The following is a 22,193-nucleotide window of genomic DNA, read 5'->3' on the forward strand; positions in this document are numbered from 1 at the left end:
TGATGTCGTCGCGTCCTGCCTTTGGACCACCGCGCATCGAGCTGCGCGGGCCGGACTTGAACCGGCACTTCGACGTCGGGGGCCTGGGCCCGGTCGCTCCGGCGATCGGCGGCGAATGCTGAGTCTGGAGCAAGAGTCTGAGATTCATCGCGATCCGTCCCTGGATCGTTCCGCGGGTACGGTTCGCTCGTCACGACAAGCTTCAGCTTCAGCTTGCGCTCCTCGCGCACCCCGGTCACGAAGGACCGGGGAGTCTCGAAGGCTACCCGAACAGGTAGCCGAACACGGCGTCACCGACCCGCTGGTCGACGACCTCGGCGCCGTTCGCCTCCTCCCGGGCGAACTTCACCGCCTGCTGCACCTTCTCGAGGCGGGACAGCAGTTCGTTGACGCGGCGGGCGGGCAGGGCGCCGGAGAACTTCACGGTCGTCCAGTAACCGACCGGCACGTCCTCGTAGTAGACCTCGACCTGCGCCGGGTGCTTGTCGGTGGCCTCCGCCTTCACGTGGTTGCGGGGCACCTTCTTGGTGCGCAGCGTCCGTACCGGCTCGGTCTTCCACGCGTCGGTGGAGGGGTCCTGCACCCAGGACTCGGAGGCGTCGAGCACGGGCAGCCTGCGCACGAAGGCCCCGAGGTCGACCAGTTGCTTCTCCAGGAAGAGCAGATAGGACACGGGCACGTCGGCGACGAGGACCCGCCCGTCCACCTTCACGTCCGCGCGGGCCGAGCAGTTGGCCCAGTCCTTCGTGGCGGTCACGTCGAACAGCCGGGTCAGCGTGGCCGCGGTATCCCGCAGCACGTCCTCGGCCTTGACCTGCACCCTGGTCGACTCGGGCGGCAGCTGCTCGCCCTCCTCGTCCTTGGGCTGGTAGGTCCGCGAGATGCCGGCCAGCAGCGCGGGCTTCTGCAGTCCGTGCTGGGCGGCGGTCAGGTCCTGGTGAGCCTTGGACTTGACGCCCTTCTCGACTGCGATGATCTGATTGAGTTTCGCCACGAGAAGGACCGTAACAACGGCGGTCCCCCTCGCTCCAATGGTTATCGGCGACCGGTCAACGGCTGATGCCGCACCGGTCACCGGCCGGACGCGGGCGATCCGCACGCGGTCCGCACGCGGTCCGCGACCTTGTGCCGCCGACGCCGCGTGGCCGGTCCGGGCCGCGGCCGCGGCGAGCTGGCCGGCGACCTCGGCGCGGCGGCCGGCCACCGCGTGGTCGGCTTCGTGGGCGACGACGTCGAGCTCCCGGTCATGCACATCGACGCGCCGTCCGGCGAGGTCGGGGATCGCCCGGCGGACATCCGCCTCGGGGCGATTGTCAGTGGTGCGCGCTTCAATGGAGGGTGTCGTCACAGAGCGTCACGAGCCGAGCGTGGCGGGGGGAGCGAGTCATGGAGAGGTACGAGGAGGACGGGCGGCGGTACGTGTCGCTGGCCGGACTGCGGATGCGGGGCTGGACGGGCGCGCTGGTGCACCGGCTGCTGGGGCCGCCGGACCGGCTCAGCGTCGATCCCCGCGCGCGGGCCGCGCCGCACCTGCGTCTCTACCGCGTCGAACGGGTCGAAGCGGCCGAACGCGGCGAGGAGTTCCGGCAAGGGTGCGCCCCGAAGCCACACGGACCCGGGCAGGCCCCATGACCATCGGGAAGTCGCCGCCGCTCCCCTACCGGGCCCGCCACACCCTCCGCTTGGGCACCGGCCTGGCGAAGCTGCCCGCTCTGCTGGTGCTCAGCCCCAGCCCCACCAGTCCCTCTGCCAGCTTCACCGCCGCCCCGACCCCGTCGACCACCGGGAGCCCCAGCTTGTCCTCCACCGTGCGTTGCAGTCCCGTCATGCCCGCGCAGCCCAGGACCAGCACCTCGGCCCCCGCCTCCCGGGCCCGTCCGGCGGCGGCGAGGAAGGCCGTCCGGGTGCGGTCGGCGTCGGCCAGGTCGAGAACGCCCAGGCCGGTGCCGACGACGGCCGCGCAGTTGCGGCCCACTCCGGCCAGTTCCAGGCTGTCCTCGATCTGGCCGCAGGAGCGCTCCAGCGTGGTCACCACCCCGTATCGGCGCCCCAGCAGACACGCCAGATGGGCGGCGGCCTCGGTGATGTCGACGACGGGCACGTCCACCAGTTCCCGCACGCCCTCCCGCCCGTGCTCGCCGAAGCCTGCCATGACCACGGCGTCGTAGGTCGGCCCGTCGTAGGTGCGCAGGGCGTCCATGACCGCCGTCGCGGAAAGGTAGCTGTCCAGCCAGCCCTCCGCGGACTCCGGCCCCCAGGCGGGGGTCAGCCCGGTCACGGCGGTGCCCGGGCCGGCAGCGGCCCGGGCGCCTCGCACGATCTCCTCGGTCATCTCCTGCGTGGTGTTGCAGTTGGTGACGATGATCCGCACGTTCCGCACCTGCTCAGACCTCCGCGGGCTTCTCGACGCCGACCCTGGATCCGGTCGCCCGCTCACTGCGGCACAGCAGCAGGTACAGGACGGCGCCGAGCGCCGTCCCGATGAACCAGGAGTAAGGAGCCACATCGCTGAAGGACTTCACCAGCGCCAGCACCGCCGCGACGGCCGCCGAGGGCAGGAACGCCCACAGCGCCTTGGGGTTGACGCCCTTGCGGTAGTAGTAGCGGGATCCGGGAGTGGCGTCGAACAGTTCGTCGACGTCGACGCGGCCGCGCTTGACCCAGTGGTAATCGACCATGATCACGCCGAACAGCGGGCCGAGGAAGGCGCCGAGGCCGCCCAGGAAGTAGTTGACGACGGTCGGGTTGGAGAAGAGGTTCCAGGGGGTGACGACGAGTGCGGCGACCGTGCTGATCACGCCGCCGATCCTGAAAGTGATCTTCTGCGGCCACACGTTGGCGAGGTCGTACGCCGGCGACACGAAGTTGGCGACGATGTTGACGCCCATGGTGGCGATGGCGAAGGTGAGCGCGCCCAGGACCAGCACCCAGGTGTTGCCGACCTTGGCGACCAGCTCCGCCGGGTCGGTGATGGCCTCACCGAACACCTCCAGCGAGCCGGCCGTGACGATCACGGAGACGACCACGAAGGCCGTCGAGTTGAGGGGCAACCCCCAGAAGTTGCCGCGGCGCACGGTCCGGTAGTCGGGTGCGAAGCGGGAGAAGTCGCAGAAGTTGAGCATCAGCGTGCCGTAGGTGGCGAGGATCAGCCCGATCGCGCCGAACCACTGCCGCCACTGCTCACCCACCGGGACGGGGTGCGGGGTGCTCGTGAGCGAGATGGTCCAGCCGGCCTTGGCCAGCACCCAGACCGCGAGCGCGATCATCACCAGCCAGATCGCGGGGCCGCAGAAGTCCTGGAACTTGCGCACCGACTCCATGCCCTGGCTGATGATCAGCGCCTGGATCAGCCACAGGGACACGAAGGAGATCCAGCCCAGCGCGTCGAGCCCCAGGAATGAGCTGTGCGTCCAGGACTCCAGGCCCGGCCAGGCCGCCAGCAGCATCACGTTGACGGCGACGGAGGCGAGGTAGGTCTGGATGCCGTACCACATGATGGCGATCACGGCCCGGATGAGAGCCGGGATGTTCGCGCCCCAGACGCCGAAGCTGATGCGGCTGATCACCGGGAAGGGCACTCCGTGCCGCTGACCGATCTTTCCCATCCAGTTCATGCCGACGTAGATCAGCACGAAGCCGACGAGGAGGGCGGTGAAGATCTGCCACACGTTCATGCCGAGGACGAGCAGGCCGGCCGCGAAGGTGTAGTTGCCGAGGTTGTGGACGTCCGACATCCACATGGCGAAGAGGTCGAAGGCCTTCCAGTTCCGTTTCTGGGCGGGCGCGAGGTCTTCGTTGGTGAGCCGGGGATCGGGAACGAACGCTGGTGCGCCGGTGGCTCGGGCGCTGTCGGCGAGGGACACGGGGCCTCCCTGAGCAAGGGGACGGAGGAGGAGAACTGACCGGGCCGTTTGGTATACCAAACTGCGCTCATAGTCCCGCCGTCAAGCATTGCGACCGATGTCCGTCCCGTTACGGCTCCGTAAAAGCCCCCTCGCATCGGCGAAGATGAGCCCATGACGAAGATCGAACCGCTCGGAGCGGTGCGCGAGCGCGTCCTGGGAACCCTGCGGCAGGAGATCATCGCCGGCCGGCTGCGCCCCGGAGACCGACTCGTCGAACGAGAACTGGCAGAGCGCTTCGGCGTCTCCAGAGTTCCCGTCCGAGAGGCCATCCGCGCCCTGGTCGCCGAGGGCTTCGTCCACTTCGAAACTCCCCGACGCACCGTCGTACGGCCCCTCAGCCCCACGGACGTCGAGGAACTCTTCGAACTGCGCGAGGCGCTGGAGGTGTACGCCGCCGGGCTGGCCGCCACCCGCGCGACCCCCGAAGCCCTCGCCGAACTGCGCCAACTACTGGCCGACGCGGCCGACGCAACCGCAGCCGAAGACGCCGAGACCATCACCGACATCAACACCCGCTTCCACGACCGCCTCCTCGCCCTGGCCGGCAACACCCTGCTGATCTCGGTCATGGAACCCGTCGCGGGACGCCTGCAATGGCTGACCCGGCGCAACGAGGAATGGCCCCAACTCCTCACCGAACACCAGGAGCTCTACGACGCCATCGCCTCCGGCGACCCCGAGCGCGCCCGCACCCACGCCCTCAAGCACGTCCGGGCCAACCACCGCTCCACCGTACGGCAGTTGTTCGGCACCCCATCGGAAACACCGCCCGCCTGAACTGCCCCGACCCGTCGAAGGCCGTCCGCCCAGACTCTCCCGGCCCCTTGAAGGCCGTCCGCCCCGCCTCACTGCCTCACTGCCCGCCCCGGGCGTAACCGTCCGTGGCCGCCACCAGCGCCTCCGCCACGCCCCGCGCTTTCGCACCGTGTCCGGCGTGGTCGACGACGACCAACTCACTGCCCGGCCAGGCGTGATGAAGCCGCCACACGATGCCCAGAAGGTTCCCGAAGTCGAGACTGCCCTGCACGAGAGTGCCGGGCACACCGTCGAGGAGGTGAGCGTCGCGCAGAACGACATCCTCCCCGTCCAGAAAGTGACCGTTGCCCCAGTAGTGGGTGACCGTACGGGCGAAACCCGCCCGGAACACCGGGTCCTCGAACCGCTCGACGGACCGCGGCGGCGCCGGGATCATCGCCGTCTCCCAGTCCGTCCACGCCCGCGCGGCCCGCTCCCTCACACCGGGATCAGGCGACTCGAGCAACCTGTTGTACGCGGCGGCGAGATTGCCGTCCCGCACCGCGCCCTCCGGCAATCCCGCAAGAAACCGCTCGAACGCCTCCGGAAACACCTTCCCCAACCCGCGGGTCAACAACTCCACCTCGGCGTCGGACCCGGTCGCGACGCCGGTCAGCACCAACTCGCTCACCGCCGCGGTACACGTCTGCGCGTACCGCAATGCCAGCACCGACCCCCACGACACCCCCCACACCAACCACCGCTCGATCCCGAGACTCCGCCGCAGCAGTTCGAGATCGGCCACAAGGTGCGCCGTCGTGTTGACGCTCATATCGGTGCCGTAGACGCTCGCATGCGGGACGGACCGACCACAGCCGCGCTGGTCGAGCAGCACGATCCGGTACGCGGCGGGATCGAACAACCGCCGGAGATACGGGGTCGCTCCGGAACCCGGCCCGCCGTGCAGCACCAACGCGGGCTTGCCTCGCGGGTTCCCGCAGGTCTCCCAATACACGTGGTTGCCGTCCCCGACGTCCAGCATGCCGTGCTCGTACGGTTCGATCTCCGCATACAGGCCCATCGCGACACCGTACGATCCCGGCGCCCCCGCCGTCGCACGGATTACCCTCCATGGGCCTCGGCGCTCTCCGCCGCCGCGCGCAGCACGTCCCGCAGCATCTCCGGGGTGAGCCGACCGGTGAAGGTGTTGCGCTGGCTGACGTGGAAGCAGCCGAAGACGTCCAGACCGCCGCCGCCACCCGGGTCGTCGAGCGGCACCACTACCCCGTGCCCGAAGGCCGGCCGCGGCCGAGGCACACTCCAACCCGCCTCGGCGAACGCGGGCAGCGCGGCCTGCCAGCCGAAGCCGCCCAGCACGACCACCGACCGCAGGGTCGGCCTCAGCAGCCGGAGCTCCTGCACCAGCCAGGGCCGGCACGTGTCCCGTTCCCCGGGTGTCGGCTTGTTGGCCGGCGGCGCACAGTGCACGGGCGACGTGACGCGCACCCCGTACAGCTCCAGACCGTCGTCGGCGGCCACGGACGTGGGCTGCGAGGCAAGCCCCACGTCGTACAACGCCTGGTACAGCACGTCTCCGGAACGGTCGCCCGTGAACATGCGGCCCGTACGGTTCCCGCCGTGCGCCGCCGGAGCGAGCCCCACGATCAGCATCCGGGCGTCCGGCGGACCGAACCCCGGCACGGGCCGCCCCCAGTACGTCCAGTCCGCGAAGGCCGCCCGCTTCGTACGGGCCACCTCCTCACGCCAGTCCACCAACCGAGGACACGCCCTGCACCCCGCGACCCGCTTGTCGAGCACGTCCAGAGCGGATGGGGCGGAGGCGGGATCGCAGGCGGAGATGGCACGGGAGGTCGGGGCAGTGACGGGCGAGGTCGGGGCGGGGGAGGTCGGGGCGGTGGCGGGGGTGCCGGATGCTGAGGCAGCGGAGGCGGCGGAGGCGTCCATGTCTCCACCGTAAGACCGGGTCGGTTGAATTCAGGGGGCCTCCCCCCTCCCCCCCCCTCCCTCCCCACCCGCCTACTCCCCGGCCGGCTCCCCCGGCACAGCTCGCGCGGCCCGCACCGCCCGCACCCAGATCCGGTCCTGGGTCAGGTACCGGTCCACGCGCAGGCCTGCCTCCGCGAGCGCCTCTTCGAACTGTCCCTCGGTCAGTGGCCGGGTCCGGAAGGTCTGGGTCCACACCGCGTCGGGGAATTCGTACTCCGCGCGCACGGGGTGGACGCCGTTCTCGGCAGGCCCGGCCGAGGCTATGCGTACGGTGAAGCCGCTCGGGTCGACGCGTTCGCGGGGCAGGTCGGAGTGGTAGTCCTCGCCTTCGCGCTGGATCAGTACGCATCCGTGTTCTGCGAGGTGGCGTGTGCAGGCCTGGAGCATCCTTCGCCGTGTCTCGATGTCGCCGTTGTGCACGAGGAACGACGCGAGCATCACGGCGTCGAACGTCTCGCCCAGGTCGAGGTCCTCGATGGGGCTGCATATGGTGCGCGCGCCGTGGACCCGTTCCAGCATGTCGGTGGACTCGTCCACTGCTGTGACCGTGAATCCGCGCTGGAGCAGGGCGTGGGTCACGCGCCCGACGCCGCTGCCCAGTTCGAGGATGTGGGCGCCTGGGGGCACGGCTGCGGAGATGACGTCCGGCTCGTCGCCCACCGGCAGGCGTGAGTAGAACTCGACCGCGCAGCCGTCCGGAGTGATCGCACCGGGGCCGGTTCCGTTGTATCCGTCTCGCATGTGTGGCGTCATGTCTTGCGAACGGATGGGCTGTGGGCAACTGTTCCGGGTCCGGTGGGGGTTCACTCGTTCGAGGGAGTGACTGCTTGTTCGAGCCCCGGGTTGTGGGCAGCGGCAAGTGGCGGCTACAGCTCGAGCCATCCGCGGCCGACGTGCCAGTGGCCGCCCTCCCGGAGGTGGTCGAGGACGGCTCGTTCGAGGACGGTTCGGCGGGGAAGCCGGTCCAGGGGCACGTCGGTGGTGCCGAAGACGAAGCGGACGGGCTCCATGTCCTCGAGGTGCTCGGGAGCTTCGGGGGCCGTCAGCGGGCGGACGGGATGGAACCGTTCCTGGAAGCGGACGATGTTGGAGTCCTTCGGCAGGCGGCGCTTGAGTTGGGGGTCGAGCAGCCAGGATGCGCAGGTGGCCACCGAGTAGGTCTCTTCGGGGTAGTGACGGGTGAAGAACGCCTGGGCGAGAGCGAGGGATCGCTCGACGGCCTGCGGGGTCAGGGGTCCCATGAAGTCGGGGACGTGGACGGCGAGTGCCGGCTCTCCTGGTGTCTGGGGCAGTCCCGCCGCCGCGATCGAGGCGCCGGTCCGGCGTCCGATGCGGGTGCGCTGGAACTGCAGTCGTCCCAGTTGGTACAGCTCGCCGTGGAAGTGCAGGGTGAGCCATTCCGGGATGAGCAGCCCGCCGGTGCCGTGCCACCGCCGGTACCAGGCGACGCATCGGCCGACGTCGGCCAGGGTGTGTCGGCTGACGTCGTCGGGAATGCCCCGCTCTTGGTGGTGGGCCCAGACGTGGGGCAGCGCGGCGACGAAGACGTACAGGGGGAAGAAGCGGGCCGTCGCGCTGGAGGCGTCGGGGAGGCCGGGTAAGTCGAGGGTGGTCCCTCGGAGCTGACCCATGTCCTGGACGAGGTCTGTCACGGCCGTGTCCAGGATCCGCAGGGTCTCCGTGTCGCTCGTGATGTGCCGGCTCAGCCGGACGGCTTCGTCGATGTCCTGGTGCGGGACCGCGAGGTCGAGGAGTGCTTCGGCCAGTTCGTCGGTGTTCGGCAGCATGGAAGGGCGGCCCCCTGTTGGTCGTCAAGCGTCGGATCCCTGTGGAGAACGTCCGGGGCGAAGAGTACGTTTCAGGGAGGAGCGGTGTTTCACGATGCGTACGGGCAGTGAGCCGACGACCGCGCGCAGTGCGCTGCGGCTGCGTTTCGGGCTGGCCTTGTGGGGCGTGGTCTGGACGGTGTTCGGGACGGCCGCGTTCGCTCTGACGGGGCGCCCGGGGTGGGCGGCGGCGTGCGCGGCGCTGTGGGTGGTGACCACGGTCGATCTGACGGTGGTGATCCGGCACATCCGGCAGGGCCCCCACTATCAGCCGGGCCGCGACATTCCGCCGTACCGACCGCCGGAGCAGCGGCGCCCCTGAGACGGGGCGGGCCTCGGCTGCGGGGTGGGGTGGTGGTACGCGTGGGGCGGGACGGCGGCGGCCGTGGGAAGGGGCGCCGTCGGGACGGGGTGTCGTCGAGCCGTCGGGACGGGGCGCGGTCGGCCCGTCCTCAGGACTCGAAGCGGGCTGCCTTCACATACTGCGGGTTGGGGTCGAGTGCCGCGGCCAGTCGGAAGTGGCGCTTGGCCTGGTCGCCGCGTCCTTGTCGCTCGTAGGTGCGGGCGAGCGCGAAGTGGGCGAAGGCGTTGTCCGGTTCGCGTTCCAGCACCACGGTGAACTCGAGTTCGGCGGGGCGTAGTTGCGCTGCGGCGAAGAAGGCGCGTGCGCGCAGCAGGCGGGCGGCGGTGTTCTCGGGGTGGGCGGCGATGACCTGGTCGAGCAGTTTCACCGCGCCCCGCGGGTCCCGTGCGGCGAGCAGTTGCTCGGCGGCGCGGAAGTCGATGACGTGTGTCTCCGGAGTTCGTCCGGTCGAACCTGCGGTATCGGGCACGGAAAAATCCTTCCCTTGCTGGGAGGGTTCAACGCGCGGAGCCGGGGGCCCTATTCCGGGGAGGTCTCGCGGGGGGTGTGGGCTCTGCGGACGAGGTCGTTCCACACGTCTGTGACGCGCTGTCGCAGTTCGGGGAGGGGTACGTCGTTGTCGATCACGATGTCGGCGATCGCGCGGCGTTGTTCGCGGGTGGCCTGGGCGGCCATGCGGGCGCGGGCGTCCTGTTCCGTCATGCCGCGCAGGCGTACGAGGCGGTCGAGCTGGGTCTCGGGGCGGGCGTCCACGACGACGACGAGGTCGTAGAGGGGCGCGAGGCCGTTCTCGGTGAGGAGGGGGACGTCATGGATGACGACGGCGTCGTCGGGGGCGGAGGTCTCCAGTGCGCGGGAGCGGGCGCCGACGAGGGGGTGGACGATCGAGTTGAGGACGGCGAGTCTCTCGGGGTCGGCGAAGACGATGGAGCCGAGCCGGGGGCGGTCGAGGCTCCCGTCCTCGGTGAGGACGTCCTCGCCGAAGGCGTCGACGACGGCCGCGAGGCCTTCGGTGCCGGGCGCGACGACTTCGCGGGCGATGCGGTCCGCGTCGATCAGCACGGCCCCGCGTTCGACGAGCAGTCGGGACACTTCGCTCTTGCCGGCGCCGATCCCGCCGGTCAGGCCCACCTTCAGCATGACGGGAAGCTTAGGGCCTGCCGGTGACATCGCACTCGGCAGGCCCTGGGATGCTCCGGCAGACCTTGGCGGGGCCGCGCGGCGGACGGGTCAGCCCTCTCCTTCGCGTTCGGCGAGGAACCGCTCGAATTCCTGCCCGATCTCGTCCGCGGACGGGATGTCGACCGGTTCGGCGAGCATGTTACCGCGGCTTTCGGCGCCGGCCGCTGCGTCGTACTGGTGTTCCAGGCCCTGGACGAGGCTGGTGAGTTCCTCGTCGCCTTCCTGGACCTGACGGTCGATCTCGGTCTGCGTGCGGTGGGCGTCGGTGCGCAGGGAGTGGGCGATGCCGGGCAGGACGAGTCCGGTGGCCGCGGTGATCGCTTCCAGGACCGTCAGGGCCGCGTCCGGGTAGGTGGAGCGGGCGATGTAGTGGGGCACGTGCGCGGCGACGCCGAGGATGTCGTGGCCGGCTTCCATGAGGCGGTATTCGATGAGGGCTTCGGCGCTGCCGGGGACCTGGGCCTCGTCGAAGGGGCTGCGATGGCCGGGCATGAGGTCGGTGCGGTTGCCGTGGGGGGTGATGCCGACGGGGCGGGTGTGCGGGACGCCCATGGGGATGCCGTGGAAGTTCACCGAGAGGCGGACGCCGAGCCGTTCGACGATCTGCTTCACGGCGACGGCGAAGCGTTCCCACTCGACGTCCGGCTCGGGGCCGGAGAGCAGCAGGAAGGGGGCTCCGGTGGCGTCCTGTACGAGGCGCACTTCGATGGTCGGTTCTTCGTACTCGGTCCACCTGTCGCGCTTGAAGGTGAGCAGCGGGCGGCGGGCGCGGTAGTCGACGAGCCGGTCGTGGTCGAAGCGGGCGACGAGTTGGTGGGGCAGCGAGTCGAGGAGTCGGTCGACGATCTGGTCGCCGGTCTCGCCCGCGTCGATGTATCCGTCGAAGTGGTAGAGCATGACAAGTCCGGCCGATTCCTGGGCCAACGCCATGTCGACGACTGCCAGGCCTTTCGGCTCCCATGCGTACAAACCCTGCGGATCAAGCACTTGGACCGCTCCTCCTCGTGTTCTTAGAGGACAACGCGCCTTGCGGCGTGGGCATTCCCGCCGGGCGGTCAAGATCGGCGGAGTCTTGCGGATCCCCCGGCTCGTCGTCGTGCTGGTTCTCCCTGGCGGCGGGATCCTCCTGCCCGAGGGGCGTGGGGACCCGTACGCCGCCGGCCTCCGTCTCCGTCCGTCGACCGTCCGTCGAACTCCGTCGACCGTCGTCGGCCGTTGTCGGCCGTTGTCGGTGGTCGGCCGCACGACCGGAGCAGCGGTCGCGCAGCCCAGCCGTCGATGGCACAACCAGTCCGTACCCGGTCGACGGTCACGCAACCGGTCCGCGGCCGGTCGGTAGTCACGCAACCGGTCCGCAGCCGGTCGGTGGTCACGCAAAGGGTCCGTGGCCGGTAGGCGCTCAGGCTCCGGTCCGGCAGGCAGCCGGCCAGAGCCGGCGGGCAATGGCCCCAGCCGGCCGGCAGTCGTCCGTCCGGGTCGTGGGTCGCGCAGCGCGGCCGCGGCGCTCAGCGATGCGGGGGAACTGTTGCGTGGCAACGCGGAAGGCCCGCACCTCGAAAGGTGCGGGCCTTCGGCTACTGCCTGCCGAGCCTCAGCAGCTGGGGGTCTCCCGGCTGGGGGAGGTCAGCTCTGGCCGCCGGCCAGCTTCTCGCGCAGCGCGGCGAGCGCCTCGTCCGAGGCCAGCGCGCCGGAGGTGTCGGCGCCCTCGGAGGAGTACGAACCGCCACCGCCACTGCTCGCGGCCGGAGCCGCACCGGCGGCTTCGCCGCCTTCGGCGGCAGCGGCCTCGTCGGCCTCGCGGGACTTGATGACCTGGGCCTGGTGCTGCTCGAAGCGCTGCTGCGCCTCGGCGTACTGGCCCTCCCACGCCTCGCGCTGGGTCTCGTAGCCCTCGAGCCAGTCGTTGGTCTCGGGGTCGAAGCCCTCGGGGTAGATGTAGTTGCCCTGGTCGTCGTACGACGCGGCCATGCCGTACAGCGTCGGGTCGAACTCGACCGAGGCCGGGTCGGAGCCGAAGGACTCGTTGGCCTGCTTGAGGGACAGCGAGATCCGGCGACGCTCGAGGTCGATGTCGATGACCTTGACGAAGATCTCGTCGTTGACCTGGACGACCTGCTCCGGGATCTCCACGTGGCGCTCGGCCAGCTCGGAGATGTGGACCAGGCCCTCGATGCCCTCGTCGACGCGGACGAACGCACCGAACGGAACCAGCTTCGTGACCTTGCCGGGGACGACCTGGCCGATCTGGTGCGTGCGGGCGAACTGCTGCCACGGGTCTTCCTGGGTCGCCTTCAGCGACAGGGAGACGCGCTCGCGGTCCATGTCGACGTCGAGGACCTCGACCGTGACCTCCTGGCCGACCTCGACGACCTCGGAGGGGTGGTCGATGTGCTTCCAGGACAGTTCGGAGACGTGGACGAGACCGTCGACGCCGCCGAGGTCCACGAAGGCGCCGAAGTTGACGATCGAGGAGACGACGCCGGAGCGGACCTGGCCCTTCTGCAGGGTCGTGAGGAACGTCTGGCGGACCTCGGACTGGGTCTGCTCGAGCCAGGCGCGGCGGGACAGGACCACGTTGTTGCGGTTCTTGTCCAGCTCGATGATCTTCGCCTCGAGCTCCTTGCCCACGTAGGGCTGGAGGTCGCGGACGCGGCGCATCTCGACGAGGGAGGCCGGCAGGAAGCCACGGAGGCCGATGTCGAGGATGAGACCACCCTTGACGACCTCGATGACGGTACCGGTGACGATGCCGTCTTCTTCCTTGATCTTCTCGATCGTGCCCCAGGCACGCTCGTACTGAGCGCGCTTCTTGGACAGGATGAGACGGCCTTCCTTGTCCTCCTTCTGGAGAACGAGGGCCTCGATCTCATCGCCGACGGCGACGACCTCGTTGGGGTCGACGTCGTGCTTGATGGAGAGTTCGCGGCTCGGGATCACGCCTTCGGTCTTGTAACCGATGTCGAGCAGGACCTCGTCCCGGTCGACCTTCACGATGACGCCGTCGACGATGTCGCCGTCGTTGAAGTACTTGATCGTTTCGTCGATCGCGGCGAGGAAGGCTTCCTCGTTACCGATGTCGTTGACCGCAACCTGCGGGGTGGTGGCGGTGGTCTCGGTGCTGCTCGTCATGTGGGAAAGGGCTCCGGTTACGGACAGAAAGTCGTAGGTACTGCTACGCCGGGAGCCCGTATCGCTCTGAAGAAGCCGGACAGCCAAGGAAGCGTCCCACCAGGAAACTGGTGATGACACCTCGAGAACCGAGGGGACATACAACAGATGCGAGCGCAGCCTGCTAGGTCTGAGGTGCGCAGGCCCGCAGCGCAACTTGTAGCATACGGGGGCAGCCGGGCAGGGTCAATGCGCGAAGGCGCACACCCGGGGCGGATCGCCGCATACCCGGCACACAACCTTTCTCCCGAGGCCACGCAGGCCGCAGGAAGCCCCTTCGGTGACACCTGGGTGCCGCCGTCGGGCGGGTTGCACGGAAGAGTACGACGAGGGAGCCGATCATCCAAGAGCCCGCATCGTCCGAGACGGCCTTCGAGCCGGAAGCCACCCGACGTGACGCCGACGTCGCCGAGAGCACCCGGGCCAACCGGGGCTGGTGGGACCGCAACGCGGACGAATACCAGACCGAGCACGGCACTTTCCTGGGCGACGACCGCTTCGTGTGGGGCCCGGAGGGCCTGGACGAGGTGGAGGCGGAGCTGCTCGGCCCGCCGGAGGAGCTGAAGGGCCGGGCGGTCCTGGAGATCGGCGCCGGCGCGGCCCAGTGCGCGCGCTGGCTCGCCGCGCAGGGCGCGCTGCCGGTCGCCCTGGACATCTCCCACCGCCAGCTCCAGCACGCGCTGCGCATCGGCGGCCCGTTTCCGCTGGTGTGCGCCGACGCGGGCGCGCTGCCGTTCGCGGACGCCTCCTTCGACCTGGCGTGCTCGGCGTACGGGGCGCTGCCCTTCGTCGCCGATCCGGTGCTGGTGCTGAAGGAGGTGCGGCGGGTGCTGCGGCCGGGCGGCCGTTTCGTGTTCTCGGTGACGCATCCGATCCGGTGGGCGTTCCCGGACGAGCCGGGGCCGGAGGGGCTGACGGTGTCGTCGTCGTACTTCGACCGCACGCCGTACGTGGAGCAGGACGAGCAGGGCCGGGCGGTGTACGTGGAGCACCACCGCACGCTGGGCGACCGTGTCCGCGACGTCGTGGCGGGCGGTTTCCGGCTGGTGGACCTGGTCGAGCCGCAGTGGCCGTCGTGGAACTCGTCGGAGTGGGGCGGCTGGTCGCCGTTGCGCGGCAATCTGATCCCGGGGACCGCCGTCTTCGTGTGCGAGCGGGACTGAGCGGGGCCGAGGGGGCTGAGGGGGCGCAGTGGCGCCGGTCGTCGGAAGGCCGCTCCTGGCGGCGCCCGCGCGTGGGGCGCGCGTTCGGCCGCGTACGACACTGGGGGCGTGAGCCTTCGTGACGACGCCCTGGACGCGCTGCCCGTGCGGGCGGCCCTGCCCGCTCTGAACGACGCCCTGGACGGGCACGGGGCCGCCGTGCTCGCCGCGCCGCCCGGCACCGGCAAGACGACGCTGGTGCCGCTCGCGCTGGCCGGGCTGCTGGGGGCGGGGCCTGCCCGGCGGGTGGTGGTGGCCGAGCCTCGGCGGATCGCGGCGCGGGCGGCGGCCCGGCGGATGGCGTGGCTGCTGGGCGAGCGGGCCGGGGAGACCGTCGGGTACACGGTGCGCGGGGAGCGGGTCGTGGGGCGGCACACGCGTGTGGAGGTCGTCACAACCGGTGTGCTGCTGCAACGTCTTCAGCGTGACCAGGAGCTCACGGGTGTGGACGTGGTGGTGCTGGACGAGTGCCACGAGCGGCATCTGGACGCGGACACGTCGGCGGCGTTCCTGTGGGACGTGCGCGAGACCCTGCGGCCCGAGCTGCGGCTGGTGGCGGCCTCGGCGACGACCGACACGGCCGGGTGGGCGGGGTTGCTGGGCGGGGCGCCGGTGGTGGAGGCCCGGGGTGCGGCCTTCGAGGTGGAGGTGGTCTGGGCGCCGCCGGCGGGCGCGGTGCGGCCGCCGCACGGGATGCGGGTGGATCCGGCGTTGCTGTCGCATGTGGCGTCGGTGGTGCGGCGGGCGCTGGTGGAGCGGTCGGGGGACGTGCTGTGCTTCCTGCCGGGTGTCGGGGAGATCGCGCGGGTCGCGGGGTTGCTCGGGGCTCCGGACGGGGTGGATGTGCTCCAGGTGCACGGGCGGGCGCCGGCGGCCGTGCAGGACGCGGTGCTGGCGCCGGGGGCGCGGCGGCGGGTGGTGCTCGCGACGTCCGTGGCGGAGTCGTCGTTGACGGTGCCGGGGGTGCGGGTGGTCGTGGACTCGGGGCTGGCGCGGGAGCCGCGCGTGGATCACGCGCGCGGGTTGAGCGCGCTGGCGACCGTGCGGGCGTCGCGGGCCGCGGGCCGGCAGCGGGCGGGGCGGGCCGGGCGTGAGGCGCCGGGGGCGGTGTACCGGTGCTGGGCGGAGGCGGAGGACGCTCGGCTGCCGCTGTTTCCGGCGCCGGAGATCAAGGTTGCCGATCTGGCCTCGTTCGCCCTTCAGGCGGCGTGCTGGGGCGATCCGCGGGCGTCGGGGCTGGCGTTGCTGGATCGGCCGCCGGCGGGGGCGATGGCGGCGGCCCGGGAGTTGCTGACGGCGATCGGCGCGGTGGACGCGTCCGGCGCGGCCACCGGACGCGGGGTGCGGCTGGCCCGGCTGGGGCTGCATCCGCGGCTGGGGCGGGCGCTGCTGGACGGGGCGGCGGCGGTGGGTGCGGAGCGGGCCGCCGAGGTGGTGGCGCTGCTGAGCGAGGAGGCTCCGCGCGAGTACGGGGACGATCTGGCCGTCGCGTTGCGCGCCGCCCGGCGTGGGGGTGACGCGTATTCCGGGCGGTGGCGGGCCGAGGTGCGGCGGTTGCGGGCCGTCGTCGCCCAGGACGTCTCCGTGCCGTCCGGGCCGCTCCCGGCTGCGGCGGAGGGGGACGGGGAAGGGCTGGTGGGGCTCGTGGTGGCCCTCGCGTTCCCCGAGCGGCTCGCCAGGGCCGAGGGCGGTTCGTATCTCATGGTGTCCGGGACCCGGGCCGAGGCCGGTCGGGGCACCGGGCTGCGGGGGGCGCCCTGGTTGGCGGTGGCGGTCGCCGACCGGCCTGTCGGTCAGGTGCACGCGCGTGTGCAGCTCGCGGCGGTCGTGGACGAGGGGGTGGCCCGGCGCGCGGCCGGTGCGTTGCTCCGGGAGCGGGACGAGGTCCACTGGGCCGACGGCGACGTGGTGGCGCGGCGGGTCGAGCGGCTGGGGGCGGTGGAGCTGGCGGAGCGTCCGCTGCGCAAGCCCGACGCCTCGCTCGTGCGAGGTGCGCTGGTGGAGGGGCTGCGCCAGGAGGGGCTGCGGTTGTTGCGGTGGTCGCCCGAGGCGGACGCCTTGCGGGAGCGGCTCGCGTTCGTGCGGCTGCGTGTGGGGGATCCGTGGCCGGACGTGTGCGACGCGTCGCTGCACGCGCGCGTGGACGAATGGCTGGAGCCGGAGTTGAGCCGGGCCCGGCGGCGGGCCGATCTGGGGCGGATCGACGCCGGGCAGGCGCTGGGGCGGCTGTTGCCGTGGGCGTCCGGGGAGGCGGGCCGGCTGGACGAGCTGGCGCCGGAGCGGATCACCGTGCCGAGCGGGTCCAGGATCCGGGTCGACTACGGCGATCCGCAGCGTCCGGTGCTGGCGGTGAAGCTGCAGGAGATGTTCGGGTTGCAGGAGTCGCCGCGGGTGGCGGGGGCGCCGCTGGTCGTGCATCTGCTGTCGCCGGCCGGGCGGCCCGCGGCCGTCACGTCCGATCTCGCGTCGTTCTGGCGGGAGGGCTACCGGGCGGTGCGGGCGGAGTTGCGGGGCCGGTATCCGAAGCATCCGTGGCCGGAGGATCCGGCGGGCGCGGAGGCGACGCGGTACACCAACGCTCGGCTCCGACGGTGACCGGCGGGGGCTCGGGCGGGGACGGGGCCGTGGTTCAGGCGGGGACCGGCCGGGGTTCGGCGGGTTCGGCGGGGGCCGGGCCGCGCGGGCGGCGGGAGCGCGCCTCCAGGAAGAGGGAGAGGGACATCAGCACGACGCTGAGCAGGAGGAAGCCCCAGGGCAGGTAGGCGGTCAGGAGCAGGACCAGGGTGCGGTTGGACTTGACCATGGCCACGGTGTGCTCGACGTAGTCCTCGCGCATCTTCACGTGTCCGGCGAACGCCGTGACCTTGGCGCGGCCGCCGAGGAGGGTGCCGCCGCGCAGTTCCTCCCGGTGGATCTCCTCGCCGTAGACGGGCGCTCCGGTGACGGGTTCGACCCAGAACCTGCGGACGGTGGTGTACCAGCGGGTGGTGCCGGTCTTGGCGACGGTCTGGGGGGTGATGCCCTGGACGGGCATCACCTTGGGCATGGGGACTTCGGTCCATGGGACGGTCTGCTCGAAGTAGTAGACCTTCAGGCCGCGGAAGTCGCGGGTGCCCTGGTAGTGGATGGGGGCGGTGGTCCGGGTCTGGGCGTCGAAGTACTCGTAGTCCCGCTTCTGGGTGAGGAAGGGCCATTTGAACTCGATGCCCGTGCGGCGGACCGGGTCGCCGTCGACCATCTCGCCGGTGGCGTGGACGGGTTCCTGTGTGTGGGCGTCGAAGATGTAGCGCTCGGGGACCTTGGAGACCATCTTGCCGTCGGGTCCCTGGACGTAGGACAGACCGTCCCAGACGACGACGTCCCGGCCCGCGGTCTTCTCGATCCTCTCGGCGGCCTGCACATCGCCCTTGAGGGTCTGCACGATGGTGACCTGGGGGACCGTGCGGGCGGTCATGGTGCCGTAGTCGAGGAGGGTGGCGTTCTTCGCCTGCAGGACCATCGTCTGGTATTCGTCGGCCGGGATCTTGGCCAGGCGCGGGTAGGCGTACCAGCGCAGCAGCGGGGCGAGCGCCGCGAAGAACACGGCGAGGGCGAGCAGGACCAGGCCTGCGGTGCGGCGCATCTCGGCCTCCTTCGCGGACGGTGCCGCCGGGCGGGGGGCGGTCAGGGGTGAGCGGGGCGCTCAGGGGTGGGCCGGGACGGTCAGGGGTGCGCGGGGACGGTCGTCAGCAGGGGTTTCGGGGAGGTCTTGCCGGTGGGTGTGCCCAGCGCGGTGAGCGTGAGGACGAGGACGAGCGCGACGGCGAGACCGGTCGCGGCGGCGATGAGGGCGCGCATCGGGCCTCCCTGCGCAACGGCCACGGAATCGGCTGCCGGAACCGGCCGGGGGCCCGGCAGCGCAACTGACAGGTCGTCAGGTGCGGCACCGTAGCAACGGGCGCGCGAGATGAGAACACGTCGTACACGACGACGGCGCCCCCTGGTTCGCGGGGACGCCGTGGTCGTGGTGCGGAAAGGGGTTACTGGCCGGGGAGTTACGAGCCGGGGGCCGTGGACGGCGACTCGCTGGGCGACGGGCTCGGGGAGGGGGCCGCGGCGGCCGTGACGGCCAGTTCCACGGTGAGGGTCGCACCGCCCGCGGTGGTGATGCGCAGCAGGTACGTTCCGGCGGTGTCGTCGGCGTACAGCTTGGGCAGTTGCAGCAGGCCCTTCGCATCCGTCTGGAGGTCGAGGGTGCGCACGGCGTTGCCGGCGGCGTCCTTGAAGTAGGGGCCCCTGTCGTTCGCGGTCGGGTCGTCGGCCGACTTGGCCAGGGTGGCGGTGGCCGCGACCTTGTCCGCGACGGCCCCCTTGTAGGTGGCCTTGACCTCGACCTGGTCGGCGAACTCGCCGCCGGCGACGCAGGTGAGCGCGGTGTCGCCGGTGCGGGCGAGGGCGTCGGCGGCGCGGGCGGTGACGGTGGCCCGGTAGTCGAGGGCGGTGAGCGTGCGGCCGAGGAGCGTGGCGCGAACGGTGAAGTCGCCGGTCTTCTCGCCCGCCGTGAGCGCGGGCGCGAGGGCGACGCCCTTGCCGTCGGTGGCGATCACGGCGACGCTCTCGCCGCCGGCGAAGACGGCGTCGGTGTCGCCGACGATGGTGAAGCGGATCCTGACCTTGGCGACGGCCTTGCCGGCCGCGGTCTCCGCCCGGGTGCTGATCCGCTCGGTGTAGGCGTGGCCCGCCATGGCGGTGAGGCTCGCCGTGCCCGCGTCCTCCAGGTGGTCGACCGTGTCGGTCGGGGTGGGCGCCGGCGGGGTGGGCTTGCCGGGGGTCGGGGGCGTGGGGGCCGGCGGCTTGGGCGGGGCCGGCGGCTTGCTCGGCGTCGTCGGCTTGGCGGGCGTCGACGGGCCGCCGGGCCGGGCGGGCGTCGGCGGGGCGGACGGCGAGGCGGGCGTGCCGGGGTAGTCGTCGCTGCGGTTGGCGGGCACGCTGCCGGTGCCGTTCGGGATCTCGTGCGTGCCGTTGCGGTAGTACTCCAGCCACGACAGGACGGTGTTGAGGTAGTCCGTCGAGTTGTTGTAGCTGAGGATCGCGCTGCGCATGCCGGCCGTGGTGGCCATGTCCCAGTTGTAGCGGCACAGGTAGTGGCCGGCGGCGAGCGCGGCGTCGTAGACGTTGTTGGGGTCCTTCTTGCCGTCGCCGTTGCCGTCGCGGCCCGCCCACGCCCAGGTGGAGGGGATGAACTGCATGGGGCCCACGGCGCGGTCGTGGGTGCTGTCGCCGTCGTAGGAGCCGTGGTCGGTGTCCTTGATGTTGGCGAAGCCGACGCCGTTGAGGACCGGGCCGAGGATCGGCGTGATGGTCGTGCCGTCGGCGGTGACGTTGCCGCCGCCCGCCTGGCCCGACTCGACCTTGCCGATGGCGGCGAGGAGTTGCCAGGGCATGTTGCAGCCCGGCTTGGCCTGCGCGAGCGCCGCCTCGGCCTTCTTGTAGGCGTCGAGGACGGTCGCGGGGATGCCGGCCTCGGCGGTGCCGGCGGCGGCCGGGGCAGTGGGCGAGCCGGCGGTCGGGGCCGGGGCGGGGCTCTTCAGCGGCGGCAGGTCCGTGTAGTACGGCGAGTTGCCGGTGGCGCTGTCGGCGATACCGGTGCCGGCGTCGGCGGACGGGGTGTCGGCGGCGGTCTGTCTGCCGTGACCGTCGGCCGTGACGTCCGGTGCCTGGGACGCGGCCAGAGCCGCGACGGCGAGTGCGGCCACGGTCGTGTTGACCGCTCCCTTGCGCAGTCTCGTGCCGAAATGCGCCGACATGAAGTGAAACCCTCCCGTGGACGCCGAACGCCCGTCTTCGCCTGCACCGCTGTGACGTTGTCGTCGCCGTGCCGCCCGGTCGCCCGGACGCCCGGCTGCTCAGCCACCGTGTCGCTCGTGGTGCTGTATTGCCGTGTCGCTCGTGTGCCGTGTTGTTCGTGCTGTCTGATGCCTTCGTGCTGCTGTCGTGCTTGAGGCCGTTGCGGTTGCCGGTTTTCGTTGCGGTTGCCGGTTTCCGTTGCCCCTGGTGGGACGGTCCACCCGCCGCGAGGGTTGCACGCGCAAGCGATTTGCCCTCTTTTTTGTGCCTTCGTTCGACGCGTTCGGGTCGCGGCGACCCAGGCGACCCTACGACAACTTCTTTTCTACCGGCACCCGTTCGAGCGCCGTTTTCACCGGCCGGTCACGCGCCGTCAACCCGGAACCGTGCCCCGCATACTGGACGTCGTCGACCGCAGGGCCGCTCGGGCCCACAACGTCCGCCCCCGGGAGCCCCGTTGCCGTTCACCCTGAGTCACGCCGCGGCGGTGCTGCCCGCCGTGCGCGCCGACGGATCCGGCCGCGGGCGGCTGGCGCCGGCCGCTCTGGTGGCGGGATCGTTCGCTCCGGACATGACCTACTACGCGGCGAGTGTCCTGCCGGGGGCCATGGAGTTCGGGAACGTCACACATTCCTTCGCCGGCGTGTTCACGGTCGACGTGGGTGTCGCCTGGGCGCTGGTGGGGCTCTGGCTGCTGGTGCGCGAGCCGCTGGTGGCGCTGCTGCCGCGCGGACGGCAGGGCCGGACGGCCGCCCTGACCGGCTGCGGGCGCCCCCGCGCGCGGGTGCGGCCCCCGCTCCTCCTTCGGTGGTACGTCTCCGCGGCGCTGGGCGCGCTGACGCACGTGGTCTGGGACGCGTTCACGCACCTCGACCGCTGGGGCATGCGTCTGTTCCCCGTCCTCGGCGAGCAGATCGCCGGCTCGCCGCTGTACTGGTACCTGCAGTACGGGGGTTCGGCCGTGGCCGCGGTCGTCATCGCCGTGTTCGTCGCGTACGCGCTGCGCCGGGCGCCCGACGGCGAGCCGGCCGGGGTGGCGGTGCTCTCGGTGCGGGACCGGTGGTGGGCGAGCGGCCTGATCGTCGGGTGTGCGCTGGTTGCCGCGGTGCGGCGGGCGACGCGGTGGTGGGAGTACTGGGGGACGCGCGGGGCGAAGCCGTGGGAGCTCGTACCGACGGTGTGCTTCGGTGCGGGCGCGGGGCTGGCGCTGGGCGTGCTGCTGTACTCCGTGGGCGTGCGGCTGTGGCGGCCGACCGCCCCGGCCGGGCGTCCCGAACGGCCGGGCGCGGAGACGGGGGCGGGTGCGCAGGCGGGTGCGGGAGCGCGGGCGGTCAGTGTGCGGCGGGGCGGTCCGGGCGGTCCGTGAGGGGTCGCGCGGTCGCGACGAACACGGGGATCCGTCGGATTCCGCGGGGCCTGAGGAGCCGGCGGAGGACGCCGAGGGCGAGCGCCGGCCGGCCGTGGGCCACCGCGGCCCACAGACGCCGGGCGCCGTCCCGCGGCAGCGTCCGCAGGACGAGCGCGAGCAGCTCCGCGGGGACGAGCCGGGCCGGGTCCGGGCGGTGCAGGCGCGCGGCGGCCGTGCGCAGGATCCTCGCGGCTGTGCGCAGGACCGTGGCGGGCGTTCTCGGGACGCGGGCGGTGGCGGCGCGGGGCGCGAGGGCGGGGCGTGGACGCCTCCAGTGCGCCGTGCCGGGTTCGTCCCGGGTGCCGGCGGCGGCCGTGGCGTGAACGCGTGCGTGGGCCTTGCGGCGGTGAAGCATGCGTATACCCATGGCCGCATCCTGGCGGTCGGCGAGGGTCGGGGGCCTGTTCTCGACGGCCACGCGGGTGAGGGCCCTTCGGGGGATGACCGGCCGTGACGAAGGGCGTCGCCGCGGGCGGCGGCTCCGACGGAGGGACGCGAGGGCGGGAAGGGCCGGGAGGGGGCGAGGGGAGAAAAGCGCAGGGGGAAGGGGAAAGGGTGAAAGGGGAAATG

The 22,193-nt window shown here is 71.7% G+C and carries 21 protein-coding genes; 6 read left to right on the top strand and 15 right to left on the bottom strand.

Annotation, left to right across the window (positions count from 1 at the left end):
- Positions 1-262: 262 nt before the first annotated feature.
- Entirely contained in the window at positions 263-994 is a 732-nt protein-coding gene (locus BG482_RS18495; RefSeq protein ID WP_069770226.1) for a hypothetical protein, read from the bottom strand.
- A gap of 392 nt (positions 995-1,386) precedes the next feature.
- Here BG482_RS18495 and BG482_RS18500 point away from each other — a divergent pair, with 392 nt between their 5' ends.
- Positions 1,387-1,632 (top strand): hypothetical protein, encoded by a 246-nt coding sequence (locus tag BG482_RS18500; RefSeq protein ID WP_069770165.1) that lies wholly within the window; start codon positions 1,387-1,389, stop codon positions 1,630-1,632.
- Between the two features lie 25 nt (positions 1,633-1,657).
- Here BG482_RS18500 and BG482_RS18505 read toward each other — a convergent pair whose 3' ends face one another.
- A complete protein-coding gene (locus BG482_RS18505; RefSeq protein ID WP_069770227.1) occupies positions 1,658-2,371 on the bottom strand; it encodes an aspartate/glutamate racemase family protein in 714 nt (237 codons plus the stop codon).
- Positions 2,372-2,384: 13 nt separating this feature from the next.
- Entirely contained in the window at positions 2,385-3,863 is a 1,479-nt protein-coding gene (locus tag BG482_RS18510; protein WP_069770166.1) for an NCS1 family nucleobase:cation symporter-1, read from the bottom strand.
- A gap of 153 nt (positions 3,864-4,016) precedes the next feature.
- Between BG482_RS18510 and BG482_RS18515 the strand changes: the two genes are divergently transcribed.
- A complete protein-coding gene (locus BG482_RS18515) occupies positions 4,017-4,682 on the top strand; it encodes a GntR family transcriptional regulator (protein ID WP_069770167.1) in 666 nt (221 codons plus the stop codon).
- A gap of 76 nt (positions 4,683-4,758) precedes the next feature.
- On the opposite strand, the gene pip is transcribed toward BG482_RS18515, so the two are convergent.
- From pip to BG482_RS18535, 4 genes are all read right to left on the bottom strand, one after another.
- Complete coding sequence (gene pip / locus BG482_RS18520) at positions 4,759-5,721, bottom strand: prolyl aminopeptidase (RefSeq protein ID WP_069770168.1); 963 nt, start codon at positions 5,719-5,721, stop codon at positions 4,759-4,761.
- A 41-nt stretch (positions 5,722-5,762) separates the two neighbouring features.
- A complete protein-coding gene (locus tag BG482_RS18525; RefSeq protein WP_079141895.1) occupies positions 5,763-6,605 on the bottom strand; it encodes a uracil-DNA glycosylase in 843 nt (280 codons plus the stop codon).
- A gap of 72 nt (positions 6,606-6,677) precedes the next feature.
- Positions 6,678-7,388, bottom strand: coding sequence for a bifunctional 2-polyprenyl-6-hydroxyphenol methylase/3-demethylubiquinol 3-O-methyltransferase UbiG (locus BG482_RS18530; RefSeq protein ID WP_069770169.1), 711 nt, complete (start codon positions 7,386-7,388; stop codon positions 6,678-6,680).
- 125 nt (positions 7,389-7,513) lie between these two features.
- Positions 7,514-8,434: an acyltransferase domain-containing protein gene (locus BG482_RS18535; RefSeq protein WP_069770170.1), complete on the bottom strand. Its 921-nt coding sequence runs from the start codon at positions 8,432-8,434 to the stop codon at positions 7,514-7,516.
- A gap of 94 nt (positions 8,435-8,528) precedes the next feature.
- Here BG482_RS18535 and BG482_RS18540 point away from each other — a divergent pair, with 94 nt between their 5' ends.
- The gene (locus BG482_RS18540) at positions 8,529-8,795 is read left to right on the top strand and encodes a DUF6343 family protein (RefSeq protein WP_069770171.1); all 267 of its coding nucleotides are present in this window, start codon (positions 8,529-8,531) and stop codon (positions 8,793-8,795) included.
- Positions 8,796-8,925: 130 nt separating this feature from the next.
- Here the strand turns inward: BG482_RS18540 and BG482_RS18545 are convergent, their stop codons facing one another.
- From BG482_RS18545 to rpsA, 4 genes are all read right to left on the bottom strand, one after another.
- The gene (locus BG482_RS18545) at positions 8,926-9,306 is read right to left on the bottom strand and encodes a M48 family metallopeptidase (protein WP_069770172.1); all 381 of its coding nucleotides are present in this window, start codon (positions 9,304-9,306) and stop codon (positions 8,926-8,928) included.
- A 50-nt stretch (positions 9,307-9,356) separates the two neighbouring features.
- Positions 9,357-9,977, bottom strand: coding sequence for a dephospho-CoA kinase (coaE, locus tag BG482_RS18550; RefSeq protein WP_069770173.1), 621 nt, complete (start codon positions 9,975-9,977; stop codon positions 9,357-9,359).
- 90 nt (positions 9,978-10,067) lie between these two features.
- Complete coding sequence (locus tag BG482_RS18555) at positions 10,068-11,006, bottom strand: PAC2 family protein (RefSeq protein ID WP_069770174.1); 939 nt, start codon at positions 11,004-11,006, stop codon at positions 10,068-10,070.
- 636 nt (positions 11,007-11,642) lie between these two features.
- Complete coding sequence (gene rpsA, locus BG482_RS18560; protein ID WP_069770175.1) at positions 11,643-13,148, bottom strand: 30S ribosomal protein S1; 1,506 nt, start codon at positions 13,146-13,148, stop codon at positions 11,643-11,645.
- 377 nt (positions 13,149-13,525) lie between these two features.
- On the opposite strand from rpsA, the gene BG482_RS18565 reads away from it, so the two are divergent.
- Positions 13,526-14,350, top strand: coding sequence for a class I SAM-dependent methyltransferase (locus tag BG482_RS18565; protein ID WP_370745826.1), 825 nt, complete (start codon positions 13,526-13,528; stop codon positions 14,348-14,350).
- A gap of 108 nt (positions 14,351-14,458) precedes the next feature.
- The gene (gene hrpB / locus BG482_RS18570; protein ID WP_069770177.1) at positions 14,459-16,984 is read left to right on the top strand and encodes an ATP-dependent helicase HrpB; all 2,526 of its coding nucleotides are present in this window, start codon (positions 14,459-14,461) and stop codon (positions 16,982-16,984) included.
- Between the two features lie 34 nt (positions 16,985-17,018).
- Here hrpB and BG482_RS18575 read toward each other — a convergent pair whose 3' ends face one another.
- From BG482_RS18575 to BG482_RS18580, 3 genes are all read right to left on the bottom strand, one after another.
- Positions 17,019-18,011, bottom strand: a complete 993-nt coding sequence (locus BG482_RS18575; protein ID WP_069770178.1) for a DUF3068 domain-containing protein — start codon at positions 18,009-18,011, stop codon at positions 17,019-17,021.
- Positions 18,012-18,091: 80 nt separating this feature from the next.
- On the bottom strand, positions 18,092-18,226 hold the full coding sequence (locus BG482_RS42715) for an SPW_0924 family protein (protein WP_107450623.1): 135 nt from the start codon (positions 18,224-18,226) through the stop codon (positions 18,092-18,094).
- 197 nt (positions 18,227-18,423) lie between these two features.
- Positions 18,424-20,175, bottom strand: a complete 1,752-nt coding sequence (locus tag BG482_RS18580; RefSeq protein WP_069770179.1) for a lytic transglycosylase domain-containing protein — start codon at positions 20,173-20,175, stop codon at positions 18,424-18,426.
- Positions 20,176-20,672: 497 nt separating this feature from the next.
- Between BG482_RS18580 and BG482_RS18585 the strand changes: the two genes are divergently transcribed.
- Positions 20,673-21,581 (top strand): DUF4184 family protein, encoded by a 909-nt coding sequence (locus BG482_RS18585; RefSeq protein ID WP_069770180.1) that lies wholly within the window; start codon positions 20,673-20,675, stop codon positions 21,579-21,581.
- On the opposite strand, the gene BG482_RS18590 is transcribed toward BG482_RS18585, so the two are convergent.
- A complete protein-coding gene (locus BG482_RS18590; RefSeq protein ID WP_141746641.1) occupies positions 21,547-21,990 on the bottom strand; it encodes a hypothetical protein in 444 nt (147 codons plus the stop codon). The two genes, BG482_RS18585 and BG482_RS18590, sit on opposite strands and share 35 nt — an antisense overlap.
- Positions 21,991-22,193: the final 203 nt, after the last annotated feature.

This window comes from Streptomyces sp. LUP30 (assembly GCF_001746365.1).
Lineage (GTDB): Bacteria > Actinomycetota > Actinomycetes > Streptomycetales > Streptomycetaceae > Streptomyces.

Bases quoted from the DNA above. Each gene is read 5' to 3' on its own strand.
- BG482_RS18500 (WP_069770165.1), top strand. From the start codon at position 1,387: ATGGAGAGGTACGAGGAGGACGGGCGGCGGTACGTGTCGCTGGCCGGA.
- BG482_RS18515 (WP_069770167.1), top strand. From the start codon at position 4,017: ATGACGAAGATCGAACCGCTCGGAGCGGTGCGCGAGCGCGTCCTGGGA.
- pip (WP_069770168.1), bottom strand. From the start codon at position 5,721: ATGGGCCTGTATGCGGAGATCGAACCGTACGAGCACGGCATGCTGGAC.
- BG482_RS18525 (WP_079141895.1), bottom strand. From the start codon at position 6,605: ATGGACGCCTCCGCCGCCTCCGCTGCCTCAGCATCCGGCACCCCCGCC.
- BG482_RS18530 (WP_069770169.1), bottom strand. From the start codon at position 7,388: ATGCGAGACGGATACAACGGAACCGGCCCCGGTGCGATCACTCCGGAC.
- BG482_RS18535 (WP_069770170.1), bottom strand. From the start codon at position 8,434: ATGCTGCCGAACACCGACGAACTGGCCGAAGCACTCCTCGACCTCGCG.
- BG482_RS18540 (WP_069770171.1), top strand. From the start codon at position 8,529: ATGCGTACGGGCAGTGAGCCGACGACCGCGCGCAGTGCGCTGCGGCTG.
- coaE (WP_069770173.1), bottom strand. From the start codon at position 9,977: ATGCTGAAGGTGGGCCTGACCGGCGGGATCGGCGCCGGCAAGAGCGAA.
- rpsA (WP_069770175.1), bottom strand. From the start codon at position 13,148: ATGACGAGCAGCACCGAGACCACCGCCACCACCCCGCAGGTTGCGGTC.
- BG482_RS18575 (WP_069770178.1), bottom strand. From the start codon at position 18,011: ATGCGCCGCACCGCAGGCCTGGTCCTGCTCGCCCTCGCCGTGTTCTTC.
- BG482_RS42715 (WP_107450623.1), bottom strand. From the start codon at position 18,226: ATGCGCGCCCTCATCGCCGCCGCGACCGGTCTCGCCGTCGCGCTCGTC.
- BG482_RS18580 (WP_069770179.1), bottom strand. From the start codon at position 20,175: ATGTCGGCGCATTTCGGCACGAGACTGCGCAAGGGAGCGGTCAACACG.
- BG482_RS18590 (WP_141746641.1), bottom strand. From the start codon at position 21,990: ATGGGTATACGCATGCTTCACCGCCGCAAGGCCCACGCACGCGTTCAC.